The organism is Enterococcus rivorum, assembly GCF_001742285.1.
Classification (GTDB): Bacteria; Bacillota; Bacilli; order Lactobacillales; family Enterococcaceae; genus Enterococcus_L; species Enterococcus_L rivorum.
In genome coordinates this window covers 40385-58777 of sequence record NZ_MIEK01000006.1, presented here as the reverse complement: position 1 = coordinate 58777, position 18393 = coordinate 40385, and the positions used below count along the sequence as shown (strand labels likewise).

Annotated in this window: 17 protein-coding genes; 4 read left to right on the top strand and 13 right to left on the bottom strand. The window is 35.4% G+C overall.

The window, feature by feature from the left end:
• Nucleotides 1-287: 287 nt before the first annotated feature.
• The 12 genes from BCR26_RS03330 to racE form a co-directional block, all read right to left on the bottom strand.
• Entirely contained in the window at nt 288-1016 is a 729-nt protein-coding gene (locus tag BCR26_RS03330) for a YdcF family protein (protein ID WP_069697552.1), read from the bottom strand.
• 80 nt (nt 1017-1096) lie between these two features.
• Complete coding sequence (dapD, locus tag BCR26_RS03325) at nt 1097-1798, bottom strand: 2,3,4,5-tetrahydropyridine-2,6-dicarboxylate N-acetyltransferase (protein ID WP_069697551.1); 702 nt, start codon at nt 1796-1798, stop codon at nt 1097-1099.
• A gap of 13 nt (nt 1799-1811) precedes the next feature.
• Nucleotides 1812-2309 (bottom strand): cyclic-di-AMP-binding protein CbpB, encoded by a 498-nt coding sequence (gene cbpB, locus BCR26_RS03320; protein WP_069697550.1) that lies wholly within the window; start codon nt 2307-2309, stop codon nt 1812-1814.
• Between the two features lie 241 nt (nt 2310-2550).
• Entirely contained in the window at nt 2551-3006 is a 456-nt protein-coding gene (locus tag BCR26_RS03315; protein ID WP_069697549.1) for an arginine repressor, read from the bottom strand.
• A gap of 28 nt (nt 3007-3034) precedes the next feature.
• Complete coding sequence (locus BCR26_RS03310) at nt 3035-4486, bottom strand: YfcC family protein (protein ID WP_069697548.1); 1452 nt, start codon at nt 4484-4486, stop codon at nt 3035-3037.
• A 326-nt stretch (nt 4487-4812) separates the two neighbouring features.
• On the bottom strand, nt 4813-5505 hold the full coding sequence (locus BCR26_RS03305) for a Crp/Fnr family transcriptional regulator (RefSeq protein ID WP_069697547.1): 693 nt from the start codon (nt 5503-5505) through the stop codon (nt 4813-4815).
• Between the two features lie 71 nt (nt 5506-5576).
• The gene (gene arcC, locus BCR26_RS03300) at nt 5577-6515 is read right to left on the bottom strand and encodes a carbamate kinase (protein WP_069697546.1); all 939 of its coding nucleotides are present in this window, start codon (nt 6513-6515) and stop codon (nt 5577-5579) included.
• A gap of 61 nt (nt 6516-6576) precedes the next feature.
• Complete coding sequence (gene argF / locus BCR26_RS03295; RefSeq protein WP_069697545.1) at nt 6577-7605, bottom strand: ornithine carbamoyltransferase; 1029 nt, start codon at nt 7603-7605, stop codon at nt 6577-6579.
• Nucleotides 7606-7624: 19 nt separating this feature from the next.
• Nucleotides 7625-8848 (bottom strand): arginine deiminase, encoded by a 1224-nt coding sequence (gene arcA, locus BCR26_RS03290; RefSeq protein WP_069697544.1) that lies wholly within the window; start codon nt 8846-8848, stop codon nt 7625-7627.
• An 862-nt stretch (nt 8849-9710) separates the two neighbouring features.
• Nucleotides 9711-10223 carry a metallophosphoesterase gene (locus tag BCR26_RS03285; protein ID WP_069697543.1) on the bottom strand — a complete coding sequence of 171 codons (513 nt, stop codon included), beginning with the start codon at nt 10221-10223 and terminating at the stop codon, nt 9711-9713.
• Between the two features lie 9 nt (nt 10224-10232).
• Complete coding sequence (gene rph, locus BCR26_RS03280; protein ID WP_069697542.1) at nt 10233-11591, bottom strand: ribonuclease PH; 1359 nt, start codon at nt 11589-11591, stop codon at nt 10233-10235.
• A complete protein-coding gene (gene racE / locus BCR26_RS03275) occupies nt 11584-12411 on the bottom strand; it encodes a glutamate racemase (protein ID WP_069697572.1) in 828 nt (275 codons plus the stop codon). Before racE ends, rph begins: the two co-directional genes overlap by 8 nt.
• A 442-nt stretch (nt 12412-12853) precedes the next feature.
• Here racE and BCR26_RS03270 point away from each other — a divergent pair, with 442 nt between their 5' ends.
• From BCR26_RS03270 to BCR26_RS03255, 4 genes are all read left to right on the top strand, one after another.
• Complete coding sequence (locus tag BCR26_RS03270; protein ID WP_069697541.1) at nt 12854-13582, top strand: amino acid ABC transporter ATP-binding protein; 729 nt, start codon at nt 12854-12856, stop codon at nt 13580-13582.
• Nucleotides 13583-13673: 91 nt separating this feature from the next.
• Nucleotides 13674-14492, top strand: a complete 819-nt coding sequence (locus BCR26_RS03265) for a transporter substrate-binding domain-containing protein (protein ID WP_069697540.1) — start codon at nt 13674-13676, stop codon at nt 14490-14492.
• 33 nt (nt 14493-14525) lie between these two features.
• Nucleotides 14526-15239: an amino acid ABC transporter permease gene (locus tag BCR26_RS03260; RefSeq protein ID WP_069697539.1), complete on the top strand. Its 714-nt coding sequence runs from the start codon at nt 14526-14528 to the stop codon at nt 15237-15239.
• Between the two features lie 15 nt (nt 15240-15254).
• Complete coding sequence (locus tag BCR26_RS03255) at nt 15255-15920, top strand: amino acid ABC transporter permease (protein WP_139124868.1); 666 nt, start codon at nt 15255-15257, stop codon at nt 15918-15920.
• Between the two features lie 44 nt (nt 15921-15964).
• Here BCR26_RS03255 and pheT read toward each other — a convergent pair whose 3' ends face one another.
• Nucleotides 15965-18388: a phenylalanine--tRNA ligase subunit beta gene (gene pheT / locus BCR26_RS03250; RefSeq protein ID WP_069697538.1), complete on the bottom strand. Its 2424-nt coding sequence runs from the start codon at nt 18386-18388 to the stop codon at nt 15965-15967.
• Between the last annotated feature and the right edge of the window lie 5 nt (nt 18389-18393).

The following is an 18393-nucleotide window of genomic DNA, read 5'->3' as shown; positions in this document are numbered from 1 at the left end:
ACTGTTTAAAAATCGACTTAAAAGAAAGCTTTTTTATATAACCTACTTATTCGCTAGTGTTATATAAATAAGGTTGCCACCTCTAGTTTAACCCGTTTTCAAAAAAAGGTTGCTTCCAAAGAAAAAGCAAAGCTACTAGCAGTTGGTGCCTAGTAGCCTTTTTTTAATTGAAAGAACAAGCTACCTCTTCTTTGCTCTTGAATCATCTTATTTTTTTATTTGGTCAAAACACGAACACAAATGAGAGAATCTTGAAGAGAAAAAAATTCTCCAAGATTCTCTCAACACTAATTTCGTTGATTCGAATAATTGTATTCATCACTTACCCTTTCATACGCCTTGTTCACAGACTCAGGAATAACTACTTCATCGATATAGCCCGTTCCTTTTGGTCCATAACCACTTTCATTATCCTGTAGCCGAAACATTTCTCCCAGAACTAATGAAAAGAAATAATCCTTTTCCCATAATCCATTAAATCGAGAATCTTCAAAAATAATCTCCCTATCAACCTCTTTAACGTAGGGAATAGCCGGCACATAATTCGTAAATACAGCGCTTGTTTTAGCCCATTCTTTTTTAAATGTCGCCTTAATTCGTTTCTGCAAAATAGGGTCTTCTAAAAGTAATACCTTTTTTCCCAAACTTCTGGCTTCGTTTACTATCTTTAAAGAAAAGGCTGCATTCTCTCCTGAATTAGTTGAGCGATGTTCCGTTAAAAAAACGGTTTTAGGAATAGCGTATTTTTCTTCTAGATACTCTAAATACATTTGTGTTTCACTAATGTCTCCATAAGAGAATCCTCTTTCTTGAAAATTTCTCTTAAGGTGCTTCGTTGCATGACCGATTCCCCCAACTAGCATCAGCTTTTTTGCTCTTTTTTCTTGGTATATTTTCGCCATTTCATCTGCCAGATAAGGCAAGCAATTTCCTGCTAAAATAGCTAAATCATACCTTCTGTCTACCTCTTCTTGATCTGCTAAGAATTCAATCATTGCGTTCCAATCTTGAATCATTTTTACCCCACCTTTACTAAGTTAATCCATAAAAAAGTAGACCAAATACTAACATTCAGCCTACTTCCATCCATCAACTTTTACAATTTACGCAATTCTTCCATCATACTGGTTTTACCTTTAGTCTTCTCATCAATATCTTTGATTTTTTTGGCTGGAACACCTGCCACAACCGTATATGGCGCCACATCGTTTACAACGATTGCACCTGCAGCAACAACGGCTCCTTCTCCTACGCGAACCCCTTCTAGAACAACAGCATTTGCGCCAATCATTACGTTGTCTTCAATAACGACAGGTTCAGCACTAGGCGGTTCAATCACACCTGCTAAAACAGTTCCTGCTCCAATATGACAATTTTTTCCAACAGTTGCTCGTCCGCCTAAAATCACGCCCATATCAACCATCGTTCCAGCTCCGATTACAGCACCAATATTGATAACCGCACCCATCATAATAACTGCATTGTCTCCAATTTCGACTTGATCTCTAATAATCGCGCCTGGCTCAATTCTTGCATTGATCTCTTTAATATCCAGCATTGGAATTGCCGAGTTTCGCGCATCATTTTCAATAACGTAATCAATAATTTTATCTTGATTTATCTCTAAAAAGTCTTTAACATCTGCCCATTCGCCAAATAATGTTCCTGTTTTACAATTCGTAAAAGCTCTAATTGTTTCAGGGAAAACCACTTCTTTCAAACGACCTTTTAAAGTTACCTTAACGGGTGTTTTCTTTTGGGCATTTCCTATATAATTAATAATTTCATTTGCGTTCATAAATTAACTCCCTTCAAATCACTTTCATTTCTGATTCTTTGTCAGATGTTTTTGGTATAACAAGGTTTCTTTTTTCTAGTTCATGAGCCATATGATTCACAGCTTTTAATAGTTCTTTGCGAGTAATAATCCCTTTGAAGCGTTGCTTTTCATCCACTACAGGAACGAACGAAGCATTGACTAATAGATGGAGAACGTTCTCTAGTTCCCAATCTTCTCTAATGACAGGAACATTCACTTCCATAACATCTGCAACAGTAAACTCATTTAGCTTTTCTAAGTCTACTTTTGTAAGATCAAACATTTTATCTACTACATCGGACAAGCTGATCAAGCCGACAAAACGATCCCCTTTATCTAGAACAGGAATCCGTGAATATTTTACTTGAGACAACACAAGTAGCGCATGACTTAATGGATTTAAGTACATCACATTTGCTACATTTTCTGCTGGTATTAGAAAAGTTTCTTGTTTCTCTATCAATAGTTCTTTTACAGCCATTCCAATCATTGGAGTGCCTCCATTTCTATTTTTCCTCACTACTCTATTCTACCGAAAACGGCTCCAGAAGTCTTGGTTTTATCATTTTTTTTAACGCTATTACGAAAAAATTAACGTTTTTTCACTGTTTATTCAAATTTTCTTCTAATTCTCCATTGTGAGTCATCCTTAATTTGTTGTAAAAATAAAAAGTACCCTTTTCTACAAAATTAGAAAAGAGCACTTTTTTATTCATTTTACATAAGGAGTTTTAGTACACAAGATCTATAATTTTTTCTTCCAACGTTTTTGCCATTTTTTCGGAACGAGTGATAATTAATATCGTATCTATTCCTGCAACAGTCCCAGCAATTTCTTCATATCCTACATCATCCAGATAATTCGTAATCACATCTGCTCGATCGTATTCTGTATGAATCAATAAAATAAATTTGATTCGCTCCATCTTTTTGAAAGCTTCCTGCAATGATTCTCGCAACTTATGTTCATAGTTCTGTTCTTCATCAAAAGCCAAAATGACATATTTTGTTTTCCCATTTTCCAAGTATGTTTTAACAATTTTTAATTCGTAAGCATCTCTAGAAATCGTTGATTGCGTAGCTTTTACTCCATTTTTTTTAAGTAACTCCAGCAACTCTTCTTGTGTTTCAATTTCATTCTGGATGATTAGTTGTTTCAATATTCTTTGTCGTTCATCTTTTTTCATTTTGTACACCTCGAGGTAAGAAGTCAAGTTAAGACGATAGTAGCAACATTGAAATGATTAAAACCAATAAGTTCATTGCCCCAATCGCAATGATTGGTTTTACCATAAATTTTATCCAAGTAGCATACTCGATTTTAGAAATTTCTAATCCCCCCATTACGACACCAGAAGTGGGTGTAATCAAATTGATAAGCCCACAACCTGCTACAAAAATCATGACCATCACATCTGGGCTTAACCCAATATTATGTGCCAATCCTCCCATTACAGGGATTGAAACGTAGGCTAATCCAGAGGTTGAAGGAATTAGGAAAGATAGGAATAAATAAAGAGCGTATGCACCAATAACGAAGAGCACAGGTGATAACCCTTGCAATGCTGTAGCTGATTTATCTAATATGAATAAATCTAAATGAGTGGTTGCCATCAAAACTGAAGCTCCTCTAGCTACTACAATAATTAAAACTACCGATAAGATGTCTTTGACTCCATCAATAAAAATTGAGATTGTTTCTTTTTCAGAGAAGCCATAGACAACTGCTACAATCAGGCTCATTAAGAAAAACCACATGGCAAGATCGCCAAAATACCAATCACCAAAACTATTTCCAGTCAGAAAAGCCGTCCAGCCATCAAAAAAGTGCACATTAAATGAGCCCCAAGGAATTAATGACGTCACCATTACTAAAAAACAAAAAGCAAAAATACTGAGAATCATTTTATGCTTTTTAGAAAATAGGGTAGTTTCATCTTCATCTTGCGAAAAATGCTTTTCCATCTCCTCTTGTTCCTGTAAAGAAAGGAGGGTGGAACCTTTATCTAATTTAACCTTTTTAGCATACTTCATAACATAAAAAATAGAGAATGCAGTCGTTGTTAGCCATAAAATTAGCCCGACAATCAAAATGATCCCCGTATTCGGTTGGACATTGACGCTCTTTAACGCATCCATTGCGACACCTGTTGCAAAAGGATTTACCGTTGATCCAATCACTCCGGAGCCCGAACCTAAAAGAACAATTCCAACGGCAACCAGCGAGTCAAAACCAGAAGCCACCATAGTAACAATGATTAAAGCATAGAAGGGTAACGTTTCTTCTGCCATTCCATAAGTCGATCCCCCGATAGAAAAAAGAATCATCAAAATAGGAATAATAATCAGCTCGTTCCCTTTTAGCTTTTTAACGACAGAATGGATACCTGATTTCAAAGCACCTGTTTGAGTCACAATATTTAAAAAACCACCGAGAACTAAAATAAATACACAAATATCAATCGCATCTCGAAACCCGTTAAAAGGGGACATTACTAAATCTGAAATCTTAGCACCAACGACTTGATCCACTGCTGTTGTTCCTCCGGCAGGAATCGTTGGTGAAAATTGTTGACCTGAAAGTAACCAAGAAACAATTGTTAATACAATGATAATAAGAAACAGGATGCTAAAGGAAGACAATGATTTTTTCTCTTTTTTCTTCAATTTTTATTCCTGAGATTGAGACAAAAATGAGTTCAATCTTAGTAGCAAATTAGCGAGCTATTTCCTCAATCCATATAACTTTTTACCTATCGACTGATTCAACTGTATAAACGAGCAAACTTCTTTTTAATGCACACATTACATACTATCAATTTAAATAGGCTATATTTTTTGAGTCTAATACTTACGCTTTTTTGATGAACAAACATTTTTTCTCACTATTCCTTCCATCACTAAAAACCTGAAAAGATTAATTTATTTGTCCCATTCCCTTTTCCTTTCTATTTTTTTCAGATATTTTAAATAAGAAAAAGTACAGGGAAACCCTACATAGAATCTAAAGAAAAATAATCTGGTTCTAAAAAGGTTAGTTCTTTATGAAAATATTGAATTTTCTTTTTTTTGACAAGTTTTTTTATGACATGACTCGTCGTTTCTCTTGTTGTGCCACTACTATGAGAAATGTCATTCATAGAAATAGGATAAGGCACCAAAATTTGATTGCCATAGGTCCTCTCCCCGATATCATGCATTAGTATAGCTAATGTATTTTTAACTCTTACTGAGGCACTTGATGTTACACAACTTTCAATTTTGAGCATGTGTCTTTTCAATTCGGATGATAACTCTTCAAAATAAAAGAGCAGTAGTTGTTTATTTCCCTGTACAATTTTTTCAAAAATTTTCGTTGATAAATAGTAAACTTCGATATCTGTTGCAGCAATTGCTGAAGAAAAATAATTTTTGTCGGTAAAAAGACCTGCCAAAGGAAATATGACCTCTTCTTTAATAAAATTCAAATAAAAAAGGCTACCAGTAGAATCAATCCTCTCAAATTTCACAAGCCCTTTTTTCAAGATGAACATACGGTTTCTTTCGTCGCCTACATCAAAAAGTACTTGCCCTTTTTTATATGATCTACAATAGATATTTTCTTGGATAAACATAAATTCCTCATCCGTTAATAAAGTACGGGAAATATGATCATTCAATGGTTCTTTCGCGTCGATTACTGTCATTTTTTCACCTCCAACGTATCAATGGCCTTCTGCTACTAAAACTACAACAGAACATTACTTTTTATTCTCCCTTAATCAAAGATAATTTCTGTGCCAACTGAACCTTCGCCAAATTCACTTAACTTTTCTAACGAAGTAATAATCGCTTTGTTTTTTGGTCTAGCTTTTACGTATTGAATTGCTGCTTCAATTTTTGGAAGCATGCTTCCAGGAGCAAAATGACCTTCTTCTTTATAATGTTCCAATTCACTGACCGTAACTTGCTTCAATTGTTGTTCATTTTCTTTGCCAAAATGAATAGAAACGGCATCAACACCAGTCAAAATAACAAACAAATCCGCATTTATCGCTTCCGCTAATTTTTCTGAGGCAAAATCTTTATCAATCACCGCTTCAACACCATCTAGTTCCTTACCGACAACTGGAATACCTCCACCACCAGCACAGATAGGAATAATCTCATTATTTATTAACGTTTGAATGACCTGTTGCTCTTGAATAGCTATCGGCAACGGACTTGGAACAACCTTGCGCCAGCCTCTTCCAGCATCCTCAACATAAGTAGAGCCTGACTTTTCTATCGCTTCTTGTGCCTGTTCTTCCGTTAAAAAAGGACCAATTGGTTTAGTTGGATGTTGAAACGCGTGATCTTCTCTGGCTACAATCACTTGCGTAACAATCGTCGCTACATTTTTCCGAATACCTACTTTGTTCATTTCTTTCACTAACGCATTTTCTAACCAATACCCAATACTTCCCTGTGTCATTGCAACACACGTATCTAAAGGCATCGCAGGATTTTCTTTCGTATTTGCCAATTGCTGTTGCAAAAGAAGATTCCCTACTTGAGGACCATTTCCATGAGAGATAATCAATTGATAGTCTTTTTGAATTAATTTGACTAAATATTTAGCCGTCTCTTTTAATGATTGCTGCTGAGCTTGGGCTCTTGCATCTTTCGATAAAATCGCATTACCGCCTAAAGCAACAACAATTTTTTGCTTTTCCATAAGCAGCCTTCTTTCTTCAAGTAACGTATGCAGAAATTAACTCAATGTAATAAGCTGGCATTTACGATACTTTAGGAATAAATAGATTCCCTAACGTAGCTGCCATAATTGCTTTAATAGAGTGCATTCTATTTTCTGCTTCCTCAAATTGCCTACCGTATTGGCTTCGGAAAACGTCATCTGTAATTTCCATTTCCGTGATACCAAATTTTTCTTCCACCATTTTTCCATACTCAGTTTTTACATCATGAAAAGCTGGTAAGCAATGTAAAACAATTAATTTGCCATTTTCAGTATTTCCTGTTTTATTTACCATATCCATATTGATTTGATATGGTTTTAAAAGATTCACTCGTTCTTCAAACTTATCTTCTTCTCCCATAGATACCCAAACATCTGTATACAGAACATTGGCCCCTCTGACCCCTTCTGCTACATCATCAGTAATCATTAATTGACTGCCTGATTTAGCCGCAAATTCATTCGCATAGTTGATTACTTCTTCAGAAGGGAATAAAGCTTTAGGTGCACAAATGCGAACATTCACTCCCAAAATTGCACCTGTAACCAATAAACTATTTGCCATATTATTCCGTCCATCGCCAACATAAACAAGGGTAATATTCTCAAGTGTATTGAAATTTTCTTTGATGGTCATAAAATCTGCAATCATCTGTGTTGGGTGCCATTCATCGGTTAAACCATTCCAAATTGGAACGCCAGAATATTTGGCTAAATCTTCCACAACTTCTTGGCTGAACCCTCTAAATTCAATGCCATCAAACATGCTTCCCAACACTTTAGCAGTATCTTCTACAGATTCTTTTTTTCCTAATTGGATATCATCTTTTCCTAGGAATTCAGGATGAGCCCCTAAGTCAATGGATGCCACGGTAAAGGCAGAACGTGTCCGAGTAGATGTTTTTTCAAAAAGCAACGCAATGTTTTTCCCCTCCAAATAGCGATGAGGAATTCCTCTTTTTTTCATGTCCTTTAAGTGTATTGAAAAATCTATAAGATAGTTTAATTCTTCTTTTGTAAAATCTTTTTCAGCTAATAAGCTACGTCCTTGAAATACTGAGTTTGTCATAATATTGCCCTCCTTAAATTTAAATATCTTCTCTATAAAACGGCATGCTCATACAGCGCGGACCTCCACGCCCACGGACAAGCTCACTACCCGGTATATAATTTAGCTTTATTCCTGCTTCTTCCAGTTTTTTGTTCGTAATCGTATTTCGGTCATAAACAACCACTTCACCAGGAGCAATGGCCAACGTGTTGGACCCATCGTTCCATTGTTCACGAGCCGCAGCAGTAATATTCCCTCCACCACAGCGAATTAAGGAAACACTGTCTAATTCAAGGTATTTACACAAAATATGCTCTAAAGTACCTGTTTCTTTAGAAATAACTAAGTCCTTCGTTCCCTTAGAAATCGAATAAACAGTTAAATCTCCTTCAATTTCTGGGTGAATCGTAAATTTGTCATAATCCACCATCGTAAAGACAGTGTCTAAATGCATGAACTTTCTTTCCTGACCGATATCAAAAGCTAAAACATGCTCAAATCCCCACTCTTCTTTAAAAATGTTTCTTGCTAGCTTTTCAATAGAAACAATATCTGTTCTTTGCGAAATACCTACAGCAATTACTTTTTTTGAAAGAATTAGTTCGTCGCCGCCTTCAATTCGAGTGTTTTCATTGCGACTATAAACCATTGGAATATCAGCATCTTTAAACATTGGGTGATGATTGAAAATATACTTACCATATAGTGTTTCTCTTCTGCGAGTAACGGAATACATCCGGTTCAATGAAACACCATGACCAATTGTGGCAAAAGGATCTCGTGTAAAGTACAAGTTAGGCATTGGATCAATAATAAACGGATAATCAGATGAAACTAAATCTGAAAGATGCTTTTTTTCTATTTCTGGTAACTCAGATTTTTGAATCCCTGCCATGGTTGTATCAATCAACTCTCTTGGTTTTTCAATGGAAAATAACATGTCAAACAAATATTGCTTAGCTCCTTCTTCTTTAATATCTGCCTCATTCAAATACTCATGAATAAACTGTTTTTTTATATCAGCATCCGTCAAAGAAACCGCTGCCAATTCTTCTAAATAAAGAACCTCTACTCCTTTCTTTCGTAATGTTTCTGCAAAAAAGTCATGTTCTTTTTGTGCTTGCTCTAAAAATGGAATATCATCAAAAAGAAGTGGCTCCAGATAATCAGGCATCAAGTTCTCTAACTCTTTACCTGGGCGATGCAACATTACGGTTTTTAACTTTCCGATTTCTGAAAAAACATTTAATGGACTCTTCATTTCATTTCCTCCTATCCTTTCTGCTTCTAGGTTAACAAAAATAATCGATTAGATTCCTCTCCTTTTTCGAATTGAAAAAATGGAGTATTTCACATTATGCAAAAATAATGTATATTGTTTCAAAGCAAAAAAATAACAGTTGCTAATGAGAGCAAAATGTTTCATACTTATTCTCTTTTTTTGAAAATATACACCATTTTTTTATAAATAATTATTTTCATCATTAAAGAACTTCTAACTTAAGAGGTAGTATTTCTTTTTACCTCTATCGTTTAATCTATTGGAAAAATAAAAAAACATATAAAATTTCCCATGAGAACCATGCCGCAGCGAATATTTCCTAAGGAAAAATCATATGTCTTTATTTAATTATAACTGAATTTTATTTATTTCAAAAAGATAACATGTCAATTCCTAAAAAATTTATCTTATTATCAGATAACTAAGTATGTTCTTCTTTAATATTCATAATACTATGAAAGAACAGGTGTATTGACCCTATTAAGGAGACAAAACAACGTTTCTTCCTCTAGTTTAATCCGTTCTCAAACAAGGGGAACTACCAGTAGTTAGTGCCAGTAATCATAACCAGAAGACAATGTGAAAGACTTGGACTTGCTATTTATTTAGCCTAAGTTTGAAGCTTGAAAGCTCTGAGACCAGACCATTGGGCTCAGAGCAGTACTACGTTTTTTCACTGACAATACCTGCTGGTAGTGCCAACTAATTTCCCTTTTTTAGTTAAAAAATCGGAATTGTCTAACCTTGTTTAGACAACACTAATGGTCTTTGTTTTTATATGCGGCTAAGTCTAGGTTCAAAAAACTGATTTTTTTCAACGAATCTTTTTTTTTATTTTTTTCTATTTCTTGAATAAGAAATGTAGTTCTTTAACTGGTTGATGACCTCTATCAAAATATTGAACATCATAAGATTCGGGAGTACTATCAATTATTGCATAAGATTTAATTTGAATAGGTCCACGTGGTTGGCGAATGCTTCCAGGGTTCAAAAAAAGAGTATTTTGGTGCATTTCACAACCAATTTCATGCGTATGACCGAACAAAACAATAGTAGCATCAACCTCAGCCGCTTTTGAAGCAATAGTCGTCAAACCCGATCTTACGTTAACTAAATGCCCATGTGTCATAAAAATAGTATCATTTCCTATTCTTTTTACAATTGATTCAGGAAATTCGCCATAATAATCACAATTTCCTTTTACCACAATCAAATCGTTCCATAACTCATCTGTCGGATCTAATTCTGAATCCCCACAATGAAACATAGCGTCAACTTTGCCTTTGTATTCATTTACCAAGTCTTCTAATATTTCACGATCGCCGTGATTATCACTTACTACCAAATATTTCATACTGACCTCCTATTTTTTTAGCCATTCTTCCCACTCTTGCTTCAATTTAGCAACCGCTTTTCCTCTGTGACTTAGTTTATTTTTCGTCTCATCCGATAACTCCGCAGCGGTTTTTCCTTCCTCTGAAACAATAAATAATGGATCGTAGCCAAACCCATTCTCTCCTCTTGGAATCGTTCCAACGAAACCTTCCCACTCGTCTTCAACAACTAAACTATCTTTATCAGGTGCAGCAAATGCGAGAGTACAGTGGAATCTTGCTGTTCTCTTTTCTTGTGGAATTCCTGTCAATTCATGCAACAATTTTGCATTATTTGAAGCATCATTGCTAGGTTGTCCTGCAAAACGAGCGGAGTAAATTCCTGGCATACCATTTAGAGCATCAACAATCAAACCTGAATCATCTGCCAAAACAGGTTGCTTCAAAATAGCAGAAATAGTCTCCGCTTTTAAACGAGCATTTTCTTCAAAGGTCTTCCCAGTTTCTTCTACTTCTGGTAAATCAGGATAATCTAATAAAGTTTTTACTTGGTATCCTTTTTCATTAAAAATTGCTGCAAATTCTTTGGCTTTCCCTTGATTGCGAGTCGCTATAACGATTACTTTTTTTTCATCTATTGCTTGAGAACTGTTTTCCAGTTCAATGGTTGGTAATAAGGCCTCTTTTTGGTAGGCAATCAGATGTTCAATTCCTGTTTTTCCATAAAAAAGCAACGCATTCAGTTCTTCCCCAGAAAAAGTTGACTCTTCTCCTGTTCCTTGAATTTCAACAAAATTACCAGATTCTGTCATTACGACATTCATATCTACCGCTGCCGCAGAATCTTCTGTATAATCTAAATCTAAAACACAGTTTCCATCAGGCAAAATTCCAGCGCTTACGGCCGCTAAATGTTCTTTTATTGGGTCTTCTAAAAGAATTCCTTTTTGTAACAATTTTGCTACAGCTAATTTTACCGCAACAAAAGCTCCTGTAATACTAGCCGTTCTAGTCCCTCCATCGGCCTGAATCACATCGCAATCGACTATAATACTACGTTCACCAAGTTTTTCTAAATCTATCACTGCTCTAAGAGAACGACCAATCAGACGTTGAATTTCCATTGTACGTCCTGTTAATTTTCCTTTTGCACTTTCACGAATATTTCTCGTATTCGTTGCTCTAGGCAACATACTGTATTCTGCTGTGACCCAGCCAGTTCCTTCGCCTCTTAAAAAATGGGGAACTTTTTCTTCTACTGTAGCTGAACAAATCACTTTCGTATCGCCAAAAGACATAACTACTGATCCTTCTGGATGCTTGAAAACATTTGTTTCAATCGTAATTTTTCTTAATTCTTTTCCTGATCTACCGTCGTGTCTAATCATTCTTTTTCTCCCCTAATTCAATATGCTGAACTTCTAGTGATTTTATTTCTAACCATTCATCGGCAATTTCTTTAAACATTTTTGAAGAGCCTGTTGTATAAAATTGATTGGGCTCATTTTTAAAGGCTGGTGAATTAGCAATATTAAAATAATCCAACAACATACTGACTTCACTTACCGTTTCAGCTCCCGAATCAATCAATTTTACCGTATTTCCCATGACATTTTGAATAACTGAGCGTAGTAACGGATAATGAGTACAGCCTAAAATCAGAGTATCAATATGTTTTAATCTAAGCGGCTGGAGTGTTTCTGCAACTACTTTTTTTGCTACAGATGAATTTGTTTCGTTACTTTCTACAATCGGTACAAATTTTGGACAAGCTAGACTTGATACATTTACAACCGGTACTTTATCTTTTAATGCTCGTTCATAAGCACTACTTTTAATTGTTCCTACTGTGCCGATAACACCCACCCGATTATTATTTGTTGCTTTAAGAGCTGCCCGAGTCCCTGGTAATATCACACCCACTACAGGTATATCTAATTTTGCTTTGATTTCTTCTAAAGCTACAGCTGTTGCAGTATTACAGGCTATAACTAACATTTTAATTTTTTTTTCTAGAAGAAAATTCGTCATTTCCCAAGTAAATTGAACAATTTGTTCTACTGGCCTAGGACCATAAGGACACCTAGCAGTATCCCCTAAATAGATTAAACGTTCATTTGGTAATTGTTTCAATGCCTCTTTAATGACCGTCAATCCACCAACACCTGAATCTATAAAACCAATTGCTTCATAATTACTCAAATTAATCAAACCTTTTCCGTTTTTTTCAATAAGTCTATTCTCCACTTTTTAGCTACTTTTTTCAAGTTTAATTCTCTCTTTCTTTCATATAGTAGTAATTTCTTTGAAAATCACTAAAAAATTGGTTCACTATAAAAAAAACTGGTAATCCTTTTTTTCATATGTTATAATTTCTAACATTAAGATACAAATAGAAAAATAGTTTTTCGATTAGATTATGAATAAATTACGCTTTGAACAAGAAAATTTATTCCCATTTTGAAAACAACTCATCTTAAAATTGTTTTACTAGATATACACAATTGCAACTAATCATTTTCTAATTATGAATAAATAGACGACTGACTAAAATAAAATTGTTTGTTCTATTTTTTTACTATTCTATTTTTCATTAAAAAAACTAAAAAACATGTTACAAAACACAACATTAGACTACAGGAGGATATTTATGATTTCATTAGAGCATGTGAATAAGTACTTCGGAGATAATCATGTACTAAAAAATATTTCTTTAAATGTGAAACAAGGAGAAAAAATTGTCATTATTGGCCCTTCTGGTTCCGGAAAAAGCACACTGATCCGCTGTATCAATAGATTAGAAAAAGTCACAGACGGCCATATCCTCGTTGACGGAATCGATATCACGGAGCCTAAAGCGCCTGTCCAGAAAGTAAGACAAAAAGTAGCAATGGTTTTCCAAAGCTTTAATCTCTATGCTCATAAATCAATTATTGATAATTTGACACTCGCTCCCATTAAAGTAAAAGGCGTGAGTAAAGCTGAAGCGACTAAAACTGGCATGGAATACCTTGAAAGAGTTGGCTTAGCTGACAAAGCCAATGCTTTTCCCGCGCAACTTTCTGGAGGACAACAACAGCGGGTTGCTATCGCTAGAGCTTTAAACATGCATCCAGAAATTATTCTGTTCGACGAACCAACCTCTGCTCTTGATCCCGAAATGATTCAAGAAGTTTTGGATGTTATGGTTGATCTTTCAAAGCAAAACATTACGATGATTTGTGTTACTCATGAGATGGGCTTTGCAAGGCAAGTTGCTGACAAAGTTATTTTTATGGATCAAGGTCAAATTATTGAAACAGGAACACCAGAACACTTCTTTACTAACACCCAAAATGAACGAGCAAAAGGATTTCTAAGTAAAATCATTCATAATTAGGATGAATCTGGATATCGTGGTAAAATCCCACATTTCCAGAAGCCCTAGTGAAAGCTATTTTTAGATAATTAAATATGAGGAGGAACAACAAATGAAAAACGTAAAAAAAGTATTAGGTGGACTGTCTCTTGTTTTGTTATTAGGTTTAATCGTTGGATGTGGCAGTGGAAAAGATGCTAGTTCATCAGACTCAGGCAAATCAGCTGATCCTATCCAAAAAATTAAAGATGCTGGTGTCATAAAAGTTGGGGTCAAAGAAGATGTTCCTAATTTCGGCTACATGAATCCTGATACCAATAAGAACGAGGGGATGGAACCCGACCTAGCACGTCTAATTGCAAAAGAGCTAACTGGAAGTGAGGATAATGTTGAGTTTGTCGGAGTAACAGCAAAAACTCGTGGACCTTTACTAGATAATGGAGAATTAGACATGGTCATTGCTACGTTTACAATCAATGACGAACGAAAAAAAACCTATAATTTTACTACTCCCTACTATACTGACGAAATCGGCTTCTTAGTTCGAACAGCAGATAAATTTACCAATATTAAGAGTTTAGATGGGAAAACAATTGGTGTTGTTCAATCTGCTACAACAAAGGATGCTTTAGAAAAACAAGCAAAAGATTTAGGTATCTCTTTCAACTATCAAGAATTAGGCTCGTATCCTGAACTAAAAACTGCTTTAACATCAAAACGGATTGATGCTTTTTCTGTTGATAAATCTATTTTAACTGGTTATGTAGATGATAAAACTGAAATCTTGAAAGATGGTTTTTCACCTCAAGAATATGGAATCGCTACTAAAAAATCCAATGAAAAACTCAATGAAAAGTTAGATGAACTCATTAATAAATGGAAAAAAGATGGTACTTTAGATGAAATTTATAAAAAATGGCACTTGGATTAATCATCCTTTTGTCACGATTTAGGAGGAAATTATATGCTTTTTTTAGCAAATACCTCATGGCTTGAAGAAGGACCATTTGCTTTGTATAGATGGCAAGCTTTATTTAGTGATTGGCAACTTTTCGGAAAAGCCTTTCTCTACACCATCTTATTATCTATCGGCGCTCTTGCTTTAGCTATGTGTTTAGGAATCTTTTTTGGTAGTCTCTCAGCTACACAGAATAAACTTTTTAATGGAATTAGCCGAATCTATGTAGAATTTTTTCAGAATACCCCCTTATTAATTCAGTTTATCGTGGTATACTATGGATTTCCTTTAATCAGCCCGATGTTAACTTTCTCTACGACTACGATTGCTATTCTCTGTGTAGGTCTTTACCACGGAGCTTACATCTCTGAAGTGGTTCGATCAGGAATCGGTTCTGTGCCAAAAGGTCAATTCGAAGCCGCCTTTTCACAAGGCTTTTCCTACGCAGATACCATGAGATTTGTGATCCTCCCACAGGCATGGAGAATTATGTTACCACCGCTTACAAACCAAGTGGTAAATTTGATTAAAAATACGTCTACCGTGGCAATTATTTCTGGCGTGGATGTCATGTTTATCGCCAATAGTTGGTCTTCAGCTAACTTGAACTATATTCCCGCATTCACGGTTGCAGGTCTATTATATTTTATTCTGTGCTTCCCTCTAGCAAAATTAGCTAGAAAGTTAGAAGAAAACAATAAGAAAGCTTATACACGATAGGAGGATTTCGCACATATGTCATTTTCAGAACAAATGAGTCAACTTCTGACCGCTAATAATCTGCGATTTCTTTTTGACGGACTGAAGCTTACACTATATATTTCTTTTGTTGCAATTCTTTTAAGTACAATCTTCGGAACCATACTGGCTGTCATTAGAAATCAAAAACACGGCCCATTACGATTCATTGCTGGTACTTATATTGAAATTGTCCGAAACATCCCTAACTTACTTTGGATTTACGTTATTTTTCTGATTTTCCAAATGAAATCTACCCCTGCTGGGATTGTCAGCTTTACCGTTTTTACAACTGCGGCTTTAGCTGAAATTATTCGTGGCGGACTAAACGGTGTCGACAAAGGACAAAAAGAAGCCGCTCGTTCACAAGGATTCAGTAATTTTCAAATCATCTGGTACGTGGTGTTGCCACAAGCAATTCGCAATGTTTTACCTGCCATTGTTTCGCAATTCGTGACGGTAATAAAAGATACTAGCTTCCTATATTCCGTTATCGCATTACAAGAATTATTTGGTAAATCATACATTTTAATGGGCAAATACGCGCAAACAGGACAAGTATTTACCATTTATGGATTGGTTGCTTTAATGTATTTCACCATTAATTTCTGCATCTCCCAATTTTCAAGATGGTTGTCTAAAAGTTGGGCAAAAGGGTATTAACTTAAAAAGTCATTTCACATTAGTGAAATGACTTTTTAAGTCTTTTAGCGGATAACCACGTTGTATTTTTCAGTCAATGCTTTTTCAACTTTTGTCATTGACTTAGTTATTTCTTCATCTACCAACGTTGCCTCTCCATTAACAAAGGTCAGACTGTATGCCATCGATTTTTTGCCTGGTTCAATGTTGTCTCCTTGGTAAACATCAAAAAGATGTACTTCTTTTAAGAATTTTCCAGCATTGCTCCAAATTGTTTCTGTTAACTCTTGGTTTGTCACCGTTTCGTTAACCAGTAATGCGATATCACGTGAAATCGCTGGGAATTTAGAAACATTTTCATAAACAAGTGCATCATTTTGTTCTTCAACCATTCCATGAAGGTTCAATTCCGCAACATACGTCTCAGAAATCTCATAAGCTTTTGCTATCGTTGGATGTACTTGTCCAATAAAACCAATGACCTGATCGTTTAATTTTACTAAAGCCGTTCTACCAGGGTGCATTTCTTTCATTTCAGTAGTTGCTTCGTAGGTTATTTTATCAGAAACACCTAATGCTTCAAAAATTTCTTCAATCATCCCTTTTAGAGAAAAGAAATCAAATGCTGTCTCCTTTGTTTGCCAATCTTTGACTTGACTATTTCCAGAGAGAGCAATTCCTAGATGTTGTTCCTCATAAGGTAAATGTTTTAAAGAATCATTCTCTTGATAAAACACTCGACCAATTTCGTATAAAGCAACATTTGAATTTTTACGTGCAACATTATAAGCAGTATCATCTAGTAAACCTGAAATCAGATTCATTCTTAAGACTGAACGTTCTTCACTCATAGGCCATTGTAAACGAGTCAAGTTGCTTTCTCTCATTCTAAATTGAGCTGCTTTTGCTTCTGTTGTCAGTGCATAACTGATAGCTTCACTAAGACCGCAACCTTCTAGCAATGCTTTAATTTCACGAACATTTTTTTGTCCCGTTGTTAAACTCCCTGCCACTGTTTCTCCTTTTGGCAAAGTAGAAGGAAGATTGTCATAACCAAAAATACGAGCCACTTCTTCGATTAAATCCGCTTCAATCTTAATATCCCATCTTCTAGGAGGAACAGAAACAACGTAAGTTTCTTTTTCCATTTTAAAATCAAAACCTAATGCCGCAAATATTTCATCAACCACTTTACTGGTTAAAGAAGTACCTAAGTATTGATTAATTCGTTTTAAGGTAATGCTTACGGAAACTTCTTGTGGTGTTATTTCCGAGCCAATGCTTTTTCCTGCAACAACTGTTCCACCAGCTAATCTAGCAATCATTGCTGCCGCAACATCACAAGCCTCTCCAAATGTCACTTGATTAATTCCTTTTTCAAACCGACTAGAAGATTCACTACGTAAATTAAACTGCTTTGACGTACGACGAATAGATAAAGGATTAAACAAAGCCGCTTCTAAAGCAACTGTTGTTGTTCCTTCAGTTATTTCAGAGTTAGCACCACCCATTACACCAGCAAGTGCTACCGGAATTTCACCATTTGTAATAACGATATTTTCTTCTGAAACTTTTCTCATTTCTCCATCTAACGTAATTAACTCTTCGTCCACTTTTCCACGACGGACAAGAATTTTTTTACTAGCTAGTTTTGCATAATCAAAGGCATGCAAAGGTTGACCAAACAATAGTAAAATATAATTTGTCACATCCACCACATTATTGATTGGGCGAATCCCTTCATTCATCAATCGATTTTGAAGCCAGACAGGACTTTCGGCAATTTTAACGTCTTTGATGATGCGCACTTGATAGGCCGGTGCATCTTTAGAATCAGCCACTTCTACCTCTAAATAATCCGCTGCATTTTCAGTTGTATCTTCTTCTAAAACTTCGTCATTAAACGAAGGTGTTTGACGATAGATAGCACCAACCTCGTAAGCAACCCCTCTCATGCTTAGGGCATCTGCTCGGTTAGGTGTAATCGACAATTCAATAATAGAATCATCCATATCTAAATAAGGAAAAACATCACTTCCGTTAACTGCTTCTTCAGGCATGTAATAAATACCGTCAGAATAAGCTTTAGGAATGACATTATCAGAATAACCAAGTTCTTGTAAAGAACAAATCATTCCATTAGAAACTTCGCCTCTCATTTTCCCTTTTTTGATTTTTTGATTGCCAGTAATTCTTGATCCAGGTAAAGCAACGATTACTTTGATACCTGCTTTGACATTAGGAGCGCCACAAACAATCTGTGATAATCCCTCTTCACCAATATCTACTTGGCAAATTGATAAGTGATCTGAGTCCGGGTGAGGAATACACTCTTTTACTTCCCCAACAACAATCTTTTTTAACCCTTCTTGTGGTACTTCAACACCTTCTACTTCGATGCCAGTTAAAGACATTTGATCGGACAATTCTTTTGCTGAAATTTTCGATAAATCCAAGTACTCACTAAGCCATTTATAAGAAACTAACATGTTTT

Bases quoted from the DNA above. Each gene is read 5' to 3' on its own strand.
- pheT (WP_069697538.1), bottom strand. From the start codon at position 18,388: ATGTTAGTTTCTTATAAATGGCTTAGTGAGTACTTGGATTTATCGAAA.
- arcC (WP_069697546.1), bottom strand. From the start codon at position 6,515: ATGGAAAAGCAAAAAATTGTTGTTGCTTTAGGCGGTAATGCGATTTTA.
- BCR26_RS03255 (WP_139124868.1), top strand. From the start codon at position 15,255: ATGTCATTTTCAGAACAAATGAGTCAACTTCTGACCGCTAATAATCTG.
- BCR26_RS03330 (WP_069697552.1), bottom strand. From the start codon at position 1,016: ATGATTCAAGATTGGAACGCAATGATTGAATTCTTAGCAGATCAAGAA.
- BCR26_RS03260 (WP_069697539.1), top strand. From the start codon at position 14,526: ATGCTTTTTTTAGCAAATACCTCATGGCTTGAAGAAGGACCATTTGCT.
- BCR26_RS03265 (WP_069697540.1), top strand. From the start codon at position 13,674: ATGAAAAACGTAAAAAAAGTATTAGGTGGACTGTCTCTTGTTTTGTTA.
- BCR26_RS03285 (WP_069697543.1), bottom strand. From the start codon at position 10,223: ATGAAATATTTGGTAGTAAGTGATAATCACGGCGATCGTGAAATATTA.
- argF (WP_069697545.1), bottom strand. From the start codon at position 7,605: ATGACAAACTCAGTATTTCAAGGACGTAGCTTATTAGCTGAAAAAGAT.
- BCR26_RS03315 (WP_069697549.1), bottom strand. From the start codon at position 3,006: ATGAAAAAAGATGAACGACAAAGAATATTGAAACAACTAATCATCCAG.
- dapD (WP_069697551.1), bottom strand. From the start codon at position 1,798: ATGAACGCAAATGAAATTATTAATTATATAGGAAATGCCCAAAAGAAA.
- cbpB (WP_069697550.1), bottom strand. From the start codon at position 2,309: ATGATTGGAATGGCTGTAAAAGAACTATTGATAGAGAAACAAGAAACT.
- BCR26_RS03270 (WP_069697541.1), top strand. From the start codon at position 12,854: ATGATTTCATTAGAGCATGTGAATAAGTACTTCGGAGATAATCATGTA.
- BCR26_RS03305 (WP_069697547.1), bottom strand. From the start codon at position 5,505: ATGACAGTAATCGACGCGAAAGAACCATTGAATGATCATATTTCCCGT.
- rph (WP_069697542.1), bottom strand. From the start codon at position 11,591: ATGATTAGACACGACGGTAGATCAGGAAAAGAATTAAGAAAAATTACG.
- arcA (WP_069697544.1), bottom strand. From the start codon at position 8,848: ATGAAGAGTCCATTAAATGTTTTTTCAGAAATCGGAAAGTTAAAAACC.